12 protein-coding genes are annotated in these 13199 nt (G+C 42.8%); 4 read left to right on the top strand and 8 right to left on the bottom strand.

Annotation, left to right across the window (positions count from 1 at the left end):
* The first annotated feature begins 205 nt into the window (after nucleotides 1-205).
* Together LC586_RS04020 and LC586_RS04015 are read left to right on the top strand one after the other, a co-directional pair.
* Entirely contained in the window at nucleotides 206-1240 is a 1035-nt protein-coding gene (locus LC586_RS04020; protein WP_229483177.1) for a serine/threonine protein kinase, read from the top strand.
* Between the two features lie 148 nt (nucleotides 1241-1388).
* Nucleotides 1389-2717 (top strand): serine/threonine protein kinase, encoded by a 1329-nt coding sequence (locus LC586_RS04015; RefSeq protein WP_229483175.1) that lies wholly within the window; start codon nucleotides 1389-1391, stop codon nucleotides 2715-2717.
* 175 nt (nucleotides 2718-2892) lie between these two features.
* On the opposite strand, the gene LC586_RS40510 is transcribed toward LC586_RS04015, so the two are convergent.
* The 8 genes from LC586_RS40510 to cpcD/petH form a co-directional block, all read right to left on the bottom strand.
* Nucleotides 2893-3021, bottom strand: a complete 129-nt coding sequence (locus LC586_RS40510; protein WP_267921643.1) for a hypothetical protein — start codon at nucleotides 3019-3021, stop codon at nucleotides 2893-2895.
* 658 nt (nucleotides 3022-3679) lie between these two features.
* On the bottom strand, nucleotides 3680-4078 hold the full coding sequence (locus LC586_RS04010) for a helix-turn-helix domain-containing protein (RefSeq protein ID WP_229483173.1): 399 nt from the start codon (nucleotides 4076-4078) through the stop codon (nucleotides 3680-3682).
* Nucleotides 4062-4361, bottom strand: coding sequence for a type II toxin-antitoxin system HigB family toxin (locus LC586_RS04005; RefSeq protein ID WP_229483171.1), 300 nt, complete (start codon nucleotides 4359-4361; stop codon nucleotides 4062-4064). Before LC586_RS04005 ends, LC586_RS04010 begins: the two co-directional genes overlap by 17 nt.
* Entirely contained in the window at nucleotides 4348-4500 is a 153-nt protein-coding gene (locus LC586_RS04000; RefSeq protein WP_229483169.1) for a hypothetical protein, read from the bottom strand. The genes LC586_RS04005 and LC586_RS04000 overlap by 14 nt, the downstream gene beginning before the upstream one ends.
* A 47-nt stretch (nucleotides 4501-4547) precedes the next feature.
* Complete coding sequence (locus LC586_RS03995) at nucleotides 4548-5330, bottom strand: Uma2 family endonuclease (protein WP_229483167.1); 783 nt, start codon at nucleotides 5328-5330, stop codon at nucleotides 4548-4550.
* A gap of 228 nt (nucleotides 5331-5558) precedes the next feature.
* On the bottom strand, nucleotides 5559-6281 hold the full coding sequence (locus tag LC586_RS03990) for a Uma2 family endonuclease (protein WP_229483165.1): 723 nt from the start codon (nucleotides 6279-6281) through the stop codon (nucleotides 5559-5561).
* A 162-nt stretch (nucleotides 6282-6443) separates the two neighbouring features.
* Nucleotides 6444-7730 (bottom strand): homoserine dehydrogenase, encoded by a 1287-nt coding sequence (locus LC586_RS03985; protein ID WP_229483163.1) that lies wholly within the window; start codon nucleotides 7728-7730, stop codon nucleotides 6444-6446.
* Nucleotides 7731-7880: 150 nt separating this feature from the next.
* Nucleotides 7881-9194, bottom strand: coding sequence for a bifunctional rod-capping linker CpcD/ferredoxin--NADP reductase PetH (gene cpcD/petH, locus LC586_RS03980; protein WP_229483236.1), 1314 nt, complete (start codon nucleotides 9192-9194; stop codon nucleotides 7881-7883).
* 1200 nt (nucleotides 9195-10394) lie between these two features.
* Between cpcD/petH and LC586_RS03975 the strand changes: the two genes are divergently transcribed.
* Both LC586_RS03975 and metK read left to right on the top strand, forming a co-directional pair.
* Nucleotides 10395-11399 (top strand): phosphoribulokinase, encoded by a 1005-nt coding sequence (locus LC586_RS03975; RefSeq protein ID WP_229460473.1) that lies wholly within the window; start codon nucleotides 10395-10397, stop codon nucleotides 11397-11399.
* Between the two features lie 423 nt (nucleotides 11400-11822).
* Nucleotides 11823-13097 (top strand): methionine adenosyltransferase, encoded by a 1275-nt coding sequence (metK, locus tag LC586_RS03970; protein ID WP_229483161.1) that lies wholly within the window; start codon nucleotides 11823-11825, stop codon nucleotides 13095-13097.
* The last annotated feature ends 102 nt before the right edge of the window (nucleotides 13098-13199 follow it).

Below are 13199 nucleotides of genomic sequence, written 5' to 3'. Positions count from 1 at the left end.
TTATGCAGTGTGAAAACCGTTTCTAGACTTCACTTTAGCAATTTTAGGGTGTGGGAGAAAAAAGCGTAGGCGTAGCGCGTCGTAGCGGCGGCTTCCGCCGATGTGAACTTTTCAAGACAAATATCGCTCTCTTTGTTAAAGCTAACTTAGCTTGTCAAAATTTACTTGTGTGAGAATTAATCTAAGCATTTTGGGAGTTGCAAACATGGCTTGGGTAAAAGGCGATCGCTTGCAAGGTGGAAAATACACTATTGAAAGAGAGTTGGGAAGAGGACGCTTTGGCATTACTTATTTGGTGAGAAATAATAATAGCGATCGCTTAGTCATTAAAACCTTAAATGATGACTTGCTCAAGTCCCTTACCCAGCAAGAGCGCGAACGTTTAGAGACGATGTTTTGGCAAGAGGCGGTAAAACTTACTCTATGTAAGCATAAGCATATTGTACAGGTTGCACAACCCTTCAAGGAAGGAGAGCATTGGTGTCTAGTAATGGAATATGTGGACGGGGTGAGTTTGGCTGATCGTCGTCAACAAATACTTTCAGAACAAGAAGCACTACGCTACATTCAGCAAATAGGGGAAGCTTTGATAGTAGTGCATGAAAATCGGTTGATTCATCGGGATGTGCATCCAGGAAATATCTTTTTGCGGGTGCGAGATGGACAACCTGAAGCAGTGCTAATCGACTTTGGTTTAGCTTTGGATTTTGACCATATCTTAACCACAAACCGAACGAAGGAAACTTCTGAAGGATTTACACCCCCTGAGCTTTACGCTCAAAGTATACCAACTGGGGCTTATAGCGATATTTATTCACTGGCAGCTACTTTATATGTACTTTTAACTGGAAAAACACCCGTCAGTGCGCTGAAACGTAAGATTGACAACGCTCGTTTAGTGGAACCTAAAGATTGGAATAATCAGGTTAGCGATCGCACAAACCGCGCAATTTTAACAGGTATGAAGCTAGATCCGAAGGAGCGATCGCAATCAATGCGAGAATGGCTCGATTCTTTAGGGTTGACTGCGGAAAACTCCCAGCCCTCAGTAATTGTACCATCTAATACCAAGTCAAATTGGGAGCGAAAAATCCAGTTTTGGGGAGTGGTGATAGCTACGATTGCAGCTATAGGAACCTTACTTGCAGGTATAGCTCCTTGGATTCCTATTTTCCACCTATTTCCATCTTCCAATCAACCGTCACCGTCTCCTAGTCCCTCATCTACCAAAAGCCTGTAGATATAGCTAAACTTTCATTGTGTTGTACAAAATTCTGCAAAACTGTATTATTTGTGAAACACAGTTAAGTCATATAAAACACCCATGTCCAGCTTTTTTAAAGTGTTTTAATTACGAATTACGAATTATGAATTAATTAGAGGTGTTCATGCCTTGGATAGCTGGAGAAAGATTACAAGCTGGCAAATATGTAATTGAGAAAGTCTTGGGACAGGGGGGATTCGGAATTACTTATAAGGCATTGCATATTGAGCTAAACAAGACAGTTGTCATTAAAACACCCAATGAATATCTCAGCCATGACCCGGATTATAACAAGTACGTAGAGCGATTTATCCAAGAAGGGCGGACACTAGCACGTTTATCTGAAGATCCACATCCTCATATTGTGGGAGTGATTGACTTCTTTATAGAAGGTGCTATCCACTGCTTGGTGATGGATTTTGTACCAGGAGAAAATTTGTTTGAGGCACTGAGACGCAGGGGAGCGTTACCAGAAGTAGAGATTGTGCCCTGTATCCGTCAAATTGGGGAAGCGTTAGTAGTAGTGCATCAAGCAGGGCTAGTACACCGAGATGCTCACCCTGGAAACATCATGCTGGGGAGTAATGGCAAAGCAGTTCTGATTGATTTTGGCATTGCCAAAGAACTTGTGCCTAAAACTTTGAGTTCAACAGGCAATGCGGGTAATCATGGGTTTGCACCTTATGAACAGATGACTAGAGGCAGCCGGGAGCCAACGGTCGATGTTTACTGTCTGGCTGCCACACTCTATTATGGAGTGACGGGTCAATCCCCTACAACTTCTCTGGCTCGCAAGCTAGAGAATACCTCCCTGACTCCACCTAGACAAATTAATTCAGGCATCAGTGAGAGATTAAATCAAGCAATTCTCAAGGGTATGGCGCTGGAGGCAAAAGACCGCCCTCAGTCGATGCAGGTGTGGTTGGCAATGTTAGAAGCACCAAAAGTAACGCCTCCACCCTTGAGTTATAAGGCTTTGAAGTTAATTCGCAGATATGTCTATAGAAAAAAAGTTGTTCGTCCCAAAACCAACCTAAACTTAAAGGCAAATCCAGGTAAAGCAGCTACTAAATCACCTAAAATTATTGCCTGGGGCTGCTTAACTTTTGTATTATTAAGTTACCTATTGATAGGGTACTTATTAGCCGCGTCTAACGCTTCGTACATACTTTGGGCTTGGGCTGTGGCTTGGGCTTGTGTTTGGGCTGTAGCTTGGGCTGGCGCTTGGGCTGTGGCTTGGGCTGTGACTTGGATTTGGGCTTGCGCTTGGGTTGGCGCTTGGGCTGGTGCTTGGGTTTTGGCTGGGGCTGTAGCTTGGGCTATAGCTATAGCTGGAAATGAATTACGAAAATCTTTTAGCAAAGTTCATACTTTTTTAATTTTAGCTAGCACTTCTAGTCTAGGCTTGGGTTTGGGATGGTTAGGACATAGAATTTTTAATACAGGTTCATAGCCTTATCATCTGAAGCTAATCGGCAAAAGATTTTGTAGCTGTTGTATCAAGTAGAGAAGCGATGTCTAAGGACAAGCCGCTGCGCGTCTACGCACCTTTAATCTCATACCAAAATATTAAATATTCCGGCTCAATACCAAGCGCTGGTTTTAAGAGCCTTGTTATGGAAGATAAGCTAGGTAAATAAACTAATATCTACATTAAAATAGTCAGCCAACGCTTCTGCCTGAGTTTTACTAATGGTGTGATCGCGAAGCGTCTCCAAAGGAGAATTGCCATTAACAATTTGCAAGGCAATTTCCAAGGAACCAATTATCTCAGCCGGGGACTGAAACCCGCCGAAGTTTGGTTAACACCCGCAATATTCAGTAGTATTTAAAATATTTAATACAAAAAATATTATATTTATTACGTGAATTTAGTGACAGTTATCCGAATTCAATAAACAACCGCCCGAATTCAAGAAACGATCGCCCGAATTCAAGAAATGATCGCCCGAATTCAAGAAACGATCGCCCGAATTCAAGAAATGATCGCCCGAATTCAATAAACGACCGCCCGAATTCAATAAACGATTGCCCGAATTCAATAAACGACCGCCCGAATTCAATAAACAACCGCCCGAATTCAATAAACGATCGCCCGAATTCAATAAACGACCGCCCGAATTCAATAAACGACTGCCCGAATTTAATATCGCGCTTCTCGCTTGATTGCAATATCGAACTCCTATTTAATTTTTGCGAAGCTCGTTGCGCCTTTATCTCGCTTCGCTCATGAAGATTCCCTGCGATCGCCCTGATTCCTCATGCTTAATCTATGTAAAAATATTTAGAAATATATTTTTAAAAGTATAAAAATATATTTGCGTAGTTACTGGTTTTAAGAGCGTTATACCAAAATATTAAATTTCCGGCTCAATACCAAGCGCTGGTTTGAAGAGCGTTGTTATGAAAGATAAGCTAGGTAAATAAACTGATATCTACATTAAAATAGTCCGCCAACGCTTGTGCTTGAGTTTTACTAATGGTGCGATCGCCATTAACAATTTGCAAGGCAATTTCCAATGAACCAATTACCTCAGCTAATGTTTCGGTTGTAGTATCGCGTGCGTCCATCAGATGCACTAACATCGAATTGGGTGTACCTTGGAGGATTGGGTAATGGGTTTCTTCAAACTGCTCAATTAATGTCACCAACAGTTGCAACAACATCTCTTCTTCTGGTGTACGATTGGGACGATGTTCTAAAGTTAATGCGAGTGCGATCGCTTGTTCGTTTTCTGCTTCCGTGGTAATTATTTTTGGCTGATACTCGGCTAGCAATTTACCATAAGATTCCGGATTAAAAATACGGGTCATTTTTCCATTTATCCTTATCATATTCAGCGTGAGTTAGGACATATTTAATATAGATTCTTTGAGTTTTGTAAACAATATCAGCAATCAAACGGTAGTTGTTTCCTTTAATATTAAACACGGTGAAGTTACCAACTGCTTCTGCTTTTGGATAAATAGCCTGAACTTCAAGCAGATTTTTCCATTCAGCTTTAGTTGCTATCCTATACCAATCATAAAGTGCTTCCCTTGCATCTGCGTGTGCCTCACAAAATTCCCGTAGAATTCTGCGACTAATAACGTGCATTTAATTTTACTCTGATTACTGCAATAACCCACATATCACCATCTTCTTCGTAAGTTTCAATATCTTGTAAACGAATATTATCTATTCTCGAAGAAGTCGCATTTCCCATACGATACAAATCAATAGGGGTTTTTCTCATACAAATCAGCCAAAGACTTAGACTTCTGGTTCAATGCCGAGCGATGTCTAACGACAAGCCGCTTTGCGTCTACGCAATTGAGCAGTCAAGCGATCGGCTCTTTGTCTTTCCTGTTCAGCCCGTTCGGATTCCTGTTCAGCCCGTTCGGATTCTCGTTCAGCCCGTTGGGATTCCTGTTCGGCTCTTTCCTCACCAGTCAACAACAAATTACCTTGCAAATCCCACCAACGTAACCAGGGTAATTGGGCGTTTTGATAAACTCCATGCCAAATACCTAATTCAACTCCCAAGGACTTAATAGGATAATGTCCGCGCTCATTTGCTGTTAATAACTGATATTGCCCACCAATTAATTCGTACATTTCCACAGTGGCTTTCTTAACTTCATAAATGCCATAAAAAGCCGGATGAATTACTTGCTCATAAATCCAAAATTTCCCCTTCCAAGGGGTTTTATCTCGCTCCTCACTACCATCAAGAGAGACAAATTCCAAGGCAATCAAAGGGGCAATAAATTCTTGCCACAGTACATAAGACCTCCGTGTTTGTCCATCGAGCAAGGGCGGTACATTTCCTACATAAAACCAATCTGGTGCTTCTGCGCCTCGTTCTGGCGGGTCTGTCAAGCGCCAGTAAATACCTAAGTCCTGACCTATACAATATTGACCTTCAGGATGTAATTGTTTGAGGACAGGTGTAATCGAGTCAGTGAGTAAGATGCTTTGGGGATGCTCTTGCCAGTTTTTCACAAATGTGCCATCTGACTCTGGTAGCTGCGTATGGTCGGGGAAAGGAGTGAGGGCGGTGGATGGGTCGGTTGCAGAGGTCATAAGACTACCTTTGCAGGAGTAAGGGTTGTTTTTAGTTTAGCTTGCCATGAGGCTAGGACTGTCAAGACTTTGCTCTTAAGCTAACGCGCCTACATATTGCACAAACTCCGTGTAGACTGTCATTAGTCATTAGTCATTAGTCATTTGTGTTTACAATTGGACTTTGGACAAATGACTTAGGACAACCTCACCAGTTGATGTGCAATCTTATTTGCGTAACAGCTTAAGCTAGACTTCTGGTTCAATACCAAGCGATCGCAATTGAGCAGTCAAGCGATCGGCTCTTTGTCTTTCCTGTTCGGCTCTTTCCTCACCAGTTAACAACAAATTACCCTGTAAATCCCACCAACGCAACCAGGGCAATTGGGCGTTTTGATAAACTCCATGCCATAAACCTAACTCAACTCCCAAGCGCGTAATTGGATAATGTCCGCGCTCATTTGCTGCTAATAACTGATATTGTCCACCAATTAATTTATAAACTTCTACACTGGCTTTATTCACTTCATAAATGCCATAAAAAGCCGGATGAATTACTTGCTCATAAATCCAGAATTTCCCCTTCCAAGGAGTTTTATCTCTTTCTTCACTACCATCCCCAGAAACAAATTCCAAAGCAATTAAAGGGGCAATAAATTCTCGCCACAGTACATAAGACCTCCGCGTTTGTCCATCGAGCAAGGGCGGTACATTTCCTACATAAAACCAATCTGGTGCTTCTGCTCCTCGTTCTGGCGGGTCTGTCAAACGCCAGTAAATACCTAAGTCCTGACCTATACAATATTGGTCTTCAGGATGTAATTGTTTAAGGACAGGTGTAATCGAGTCAGTGAGTAAGATGCTTTGGGGATGCTCTTGCCAGTTTTTCACAAAAGTACCATCAGACTCTGGTAGCTGCGTATGATTGGGGAAAGGAGTGAGGGCGGTGGATGGGTCGGTTGCAGAGGTCATAGGTCTAGCCTCGCGCTGGGGTGAAGTTTATTTTTTAGTTTAGCTTGCGTAGTTAACCAAGTTTTACTCGCAGCTTGGTCTGTATAAAATGGAGATTGTAATCCTTTGGGGTAATTACGAATTGGAGCAAAGCGACTTGACGAGCCTCACTCCCGACTAATCTCAAAGTACACGCAGTAAGCTGGGAATGCTTTCGATCGCTGACAAATTCCGAATTTCTGCCAAAGCTTGCCGAAAGTTGCCTTCCCGTACATCATGGGTAACAACTACAATCTCTGCTAGTTCCCCTTGAAAGCCAGTTTGGACAATTGATTCTAAGCTAACGCCATAGTTACCAAAGCAAGTCCCCAATTTACCGATAACTCCAGGTTGGTCATTGGTGAGGAAACGGGCGTAAAAACGAGTTATCAATTCTGCCATCGGCGCAATTTGGCAATATTCCTGATGCCCACAAGTTAATAAGGGATTTGCAACTGCTGTATTAGTTTTGAGGACAGCAACTAGATTTAAAATATCTGATGTCACAGCACTGGCGGTTGCGCCAGCACCAGCACCGGGGCCGAAAAACATTACTTGCCCAATTGGTTCTCCTTCCACAAGAATGGCATTGTAAACGCCGTTGATGCTAGCCAAAGGGTGGGCTTGAGGCACTAATGTAGGATGAACTCTCACAGAGAGAGGAGATGAGGGAGTATCACGTTTAGCGATCGCTAACAATTTAATTACAAATCCCAATTTTTCGGCGTAGGCAATATCTGTTTTGCTTACTTGCCGAATCCCCTCAGTATAAACATCTTGTAGGTTGATGCGTCCACCAAAGCCTAATGATGCCAGGATAGCAATTTTATCGGCTGCGTCTAAGCCATCGACATCGGCTGTAGGGTCAGCCTCAGCATAACCCAAACGCTGGGCATCAGCTAAAACATCATTGAAGTTGCTGCCTTCTGTTTGCATCCGTGTCAGGATGTAGTTAGTTGTACCGTTCACGATGCCAGTTACAGTGTGAATACGGTTAACACTTAAAGACTGCTTTAGGGGTTGAATCACCGGAATACCACCACCTACAGCAGCTTCTAGCATGACGTATACGCCAGCTTGATTGGCAGTTGTGAAAATTTCTGCGCTAAAGCGGGCGATCGCTGCTTTATTGGCGGTGACTACATGCTTACCATTACTTAAGGCTTTGAGGATGAGCGATCGCGCCGGCTCCAATCCGCCCATCACCTCGACAACTATATCTACCGCCGGATCGTTGACAATTGATTCTAAATCTGTGGTTAAGACTTCCGTAGACAATTCTACTCCACGGGGTTTATCAAGCGATCGCACTCCCACCCGATAGATTTCTATCTCTTGCAACAATGGGTGACGCCCAGCGCTATCTTGCAACAACTGCACTGTTCCCGTTCCCACGGTGCCTAATCCCAGTATTCCTAGTTTCACACCCATTTTGCACCCAATTTCACCAATAACAATTGTAGGTAGAGCGTTTGCCCTACCTACTGATTATCCTGCTTCCTTTGTCATTTGTCCTTTATCATTTGTCCTTTGTCCTTTGCTAATGACTAATGACTAATGACCAATGACTAATGACTAAATTTAGTATGTTTCTACGTGCCAGCGACCGGCTTTCTTGAGTTGCTTCTGGTAATCACTCCAGGTTACGCCTTCCTTAGCAGCAGCAGCAGTTAAGGCTGCATCAATACCTTCTTCCATACCGCGCAAACCGCAGATGTATGTGTGGGTTTTTTCATTTTTAATTAACTGCCACAATTCATCAGCATGTTCTGCTACGCGATCTTGAATATACATTCTACCGCCTTGGGGATTTTTCTGTTCGCGGCTGATAGCAGCAGTGAGGCGGAAGTTATCAGGATATTTTTGTTGGATTTCTTCCAGTTCTTCCTTATATAAGAGGTTTGGAGTTGTTGGTACGCCAAATATTAACCAAGAGAATCCTTTAAATTGGTATTCTGGGTTAGCTGCTCTTTCCGCATCTTTAAACTGACGCCACAGATAAGCCCGCATCGGCGCAATACCTGTTCCGGTTGCCATCATGATGACATTAGCATCAGGGTCATTGGGTAACAACATTTCCTTACCCACAGGCCCTGTAATTTTTACCTCTTCCCCTGGCTTGAGGAAACACAGGTGCGTAGAGCAAACCCCGTAGACTGTTTCGCTAGTTTCTGGGTGCTTATACTCCAATTGACGGACGCACAGTGATACTGTCTTGTCATCCACATCATCGCCATGACGAGTTGAGGCGATGGAATACAGTCTAAGTTTTTCCGGCTTGCCGTTCTTGTCTAATCCTGGCGGAATAATCCCAATACTTTGACCTTCTATATACTTTAAATCACTGCCAGATAGGTCAAATTTAAGGTGTTGAACAATACCAATACCGCCTTCTTTGACTAGCGGTTCATTAGATATTACCTTGCCAATAAACGGAGCATTGGGACGGTAAGTGTTAACAGGAACGTCACCGTGGTCTTTTTTGGCTTTCGCTTGAGTCATGGTGTTGCCTTTCTTGTCCTTGTTCTGTTCTTCAGCACTATGAGCATTCACAGGTGTGGCTTTACCATTCCCTTCACTGTTAGCAGTTTCTCCAGATGTAGCTAACTCGCTGACAACGCTTGTAGCATTCCCAAGTGAGGCTTTACCATTAACTGGCTGTAGCGCAGTTACAGGTTGGATGCTAACAATTGTGCCGCCTAGACGAGTGATACGTCGCATTTCTTGATTCATGCGGTTGTAAGGCACTCTGATGAACACACTGCCACTTTTCCGAATTGGGTAGTTAGTTTGATCAGTTTCTTCGCTCTGACGCAAACCCACCACTTCATAAAGGAAGATGCGGCTACCTAATTCTGTGTTGGCAGCACCCTCAACAGCACCTTGATTGTACATTCGTTCTACCACTCCGATAATTTACTTAACCGTTTTTCAAAAAAAAACTATTCCCCTACCTTGCCAGCTTTAGTTTACCGGATTTTCGTTTCACAAAACTGGCCATAAAGGAAAAACGGCATCATTAAATTAATGCCTTGCTAAGTACACTCACCAAAGACATGCAGGCATAGCAAAAAACACACCTGTTCACCTTCTAAGGTAAAGGATAAGTCTTGTGGAGAATGTTAATAATGAGTCAATTTAATCTTTTTTTCGTTAACTACCACCCCCATCAGGGAGATAGTTTTTTACCTTATTACCCAACGAGCAACTTAAAGGGGCAGATATTGTCGGAAGCCTGCTTCGATTACTGGAAGCTACTGCTCAGTTGACTTCCAAAAATTGCGGTTGCGCTTGCCTACTCCAAGGGTTTAAATCGGAAACGCCAATTCCGGAAGGTTTTCTTCCGATTGGTTTTACTTCTTTAAATCTACTATCTCGGAATATTGTTAGCTATATTCATGACCTGTCTATGGATAATGACATGAGTCTGACAACTCAAGCTACAAAGATAACGACATAGAGAACCATGATTTTAGCAACTGTAATCAGTTTCACTTGATGTGAAAAATCTGTCAACCCCTATCAGTACTTGGCCATAACGTCAACGCTTCTATATGAGCATATCTATAAATCTACAGCCAATAATTTGACTAATGCAAGTTGTTTGCTCATTCGTTGGATAGATTTTTGCTTTGAATATATTAAGTATTGTCGAGCAGGAATTACAATTTAGGAACATCAAAAAATTCGCGGCAATAATAAATTATACCTTATAGTCTTGTTTCTAGTCACAAGTGGCAGACTGATAAAGGCGCAACGCTTATGGGCGGTGCTGATCCCCATTTTTAAATTAACAACTAAATTAACAAAAAAATGATTCATGAACCACCCTAATTCTTCTTGAGAGCAATCTTGTATGGGATACCCCCTTCTGTTAAAATCAAATATACCACTAGGATTAAATACTTACCGGCACCAAAATTCAGGCTAGTCCGACGAGTAGCAACTTAATTACTTTTGTTGCCTACTTGCTTGGTGTCTTATAGATGTGCTAGGTAGCAAGAACGCAGGATAAACCAAAGGGGTAAACTCCTGGCTTCAGAATCTGCTGTGTGAAAAAATATTGAGACAATTTTAGTATTTTAGAGGAGATTTATGACAAATAAGCCGGAACGCGTGGTACTGATTGGAGTAGCCGGAGACTCTGGGTGCGGGAAATCTACGTTTTTGCGTCGTTTGATAGATTTGTTTGGTGAAGATTTAATGACAGTCATTTGCTTGGATGACTATCATTCCCTGGATCGCAAACAGCGTAAAGAAACGGGGATAACGGCACTAGACCCCAGAGCAAACAATTTTGACTTGATGTATGAGCAAATTAAAGCGCTCAAAAGTGGTCAAGCGATTGATAAGCCGATTTATAACCACGAAACTGGCTTGATTGATCCGCCAGAGCGGATAGAGCCGAATCACATTATAGTTGTTGAAGGGCTGCATCCTTTATATGATGAGCGGGTGCGATCGCTAATCGACTTCAGTGTATATTTTGACATTAGTGATGAAGTCAAAATTGCCTGGAAAATCCAGCGAGATATGGCTGAACGCGGTCATCGCTACGAAGATGTCTTAGCGCAAATCAATTCCCGCAAACCTGACTTTGATAAGTTTATCGAACCACAAAGAGAATTTGCTGATGTGGTTCTCCAAGTATTACCCACGAACTTGATCAAAAACGACACGGAGCGCAGAGTCCTGCGGGTACGTATGCTCCAGCGCGAAGGTAAGGAAGGCTTTGATCCAACCTACCTATTTGATGAAGGGTCAACAATTAATTGGACTCCTTGTGGACGCAAACTGACCTGTTCTTATCCTGGTATGCAACTGTACTACGGTTCAGATGTTTACTACGGCCGCTATGTCTCAGTACTAGAGGTGGATGGTCAATTTGACAACTTGGAAGAAGTAATTTATATCGAAACCCATCTCAGCAATACATCCACTAAATATCAGGGTGAATTGACTCACTTGTTACTTCAGCACCGCGAGTATCCAGGTTCCAATAATGGTACTGGTTTCTTCCAAGTGCTTACAGGTTTGAAAATGCGTGCTGCTTATGAGCGGTTGACAGCTACGGAAGCAAAGTTAGCAGTTCAAGTTTAAAGCAGCAGTGTTTGTGTCAAAGTTTGTGGGGGCGCTTCTGGGTGTCCCCCTTTTTTGTGTTATTAAATACATTTTAGTCACAAAAGTAATTAGCATAAATTTATCTTCTTTACAGATACTTACCTTATAGCTAGTGGTTTTTATCGATATCAAGAAGATACTAACTACTGAAGTATAAATATTGTTATGATTTCATAAATTAATGTGAGTTCGACGGCTTATGTGGTGTTCGCCTAACGAGCCGAATCAAAAGACCTCTAAGAGGTTTTACTACGCAAAACTGTGTCTCTCCGAGTTAGAGAGGGGCAGACTTGAACTTTAGTTCAACTTAGGAAGAGGTTTATCTAACTCACGTTAAATTAGGTAGTTGAACTAAATACTACATTTAGTCAGCCAAAAAACTCAAGTCAGGAGGAATTTCCTTTGTCTCGTCGATATTTATTTACCTCCGAGTCAGTTACCGAAGGTCATCCAGATAAAATCTGCGATCAGATTTCTGATACCATTCTGGATGCCCTACTGACACAAGACCCCAGCAGCCGTGTCGCTGCTGAAGTAGTAGTTAATACTGGTTTGGTGCTAATCACTGGTGAAATAACCACCAAAGCCAATGTGAATTTCGTCAATCTTGCCCGTCAGAAAATTGCCGAAATTGGCTATACCAATGCCGATAATGGCTTTTCTGCTAACAGCACCAGCGTTCTGCTGGCTTTAGATGAACAATCACCCGATATTGCCCAAGGCGTTAACACTGCTCAAGAAACCCGCCAGCAAGATAGTGATGAGCTATTCGATAAAATTGGTGCAGGCGATCAAGGTATAATGTTCGGTTTTGCGAGTAACGAAACACCAGAACTGATGCCTTTACCCATCAGTCTCGCCCACCGTATTGCTCGCCGATTGGCAGCAGTCCGCAAAACAGGTGAACTGTCATACCTGCGCCCTGACGGTAAAACCCAAGTAACTGTGGTCTACGAAGATGGACGCCCAGTAGGGATTGATACTATTCTAATTTCCACCCAGCATACAGCCAGTATTGGGGAAATCACGGATGAGGCGGCTGTACAAGCCAAAATTAAACAAGACCTCTGGTTAGCAGTGGTCGAACCTGTTTTTGGCGACATGGAAATTAAGCCTAATCAGGAAACACGTTTTTTAGTCAACCCCACTGGCAAATTTGTCGTTGGTGGCCCTCAGGGAGACTCAGGTCTGACAGGACGGAAAATAATTGTTGACACCTACGGTGGTTATTCACGGCATGGTGGCGGCGCTTTTTCCGGTAAAGATCCCACGAAGGTAGACCGCTCTGCTGCCTATGCGGCTCGTTATGTGGCGAAAAATATTGTCGCTGCTGGGTTGGCAGAAAAAGTTGAAATTCAGCTATCCTATGCTATTGGCGTAGCGCGACCAACAAGTATCCTAGTGGATACCTTTGGCACGGGTAAAGTGGATGAAGAAACCTTACTGGAATTAATCAACCAGCACTTTGAACTCCGTCCAGCAGGGATTATCCATACCTTCAACTTACGTAACTTACCAAGTGAACGAGGCGGACGTTTTTATCAGGACGTCGCGGCTTACGGTCATTTTGGGCGGGCTGATTTAGACTTGCCTTGGGAACAAACCGATAAAGCCGAATTGTTGAAGCAAGCAGCAAACGAGTCACTTTCGGCAGTAGTTGCTCAGGTACTAACTTAGACTTATACACTACTGCAAAAACTTAGTTTATATATCTGAGGGTATTGGCAACTTCACAAATTGCCTATACCCTCATTTATCGTAAATTAAAGGGTTTAAGAC

Origin of the sequence: Nostoc favosum CHAB5714 (genome assembly GCF_020829495.1) — a bacterium.
Lineage (GTDB): Bacteria > Cyanobacteriota > Cyanobacteriia > Cyanobacteriales > Nostocaceae > Nostoc > Nostoc favosum.
Note: the sequence above shows the minus strand (reverse complement) of the source record. Positions and strands in the feature narration are given on the sequence as shown.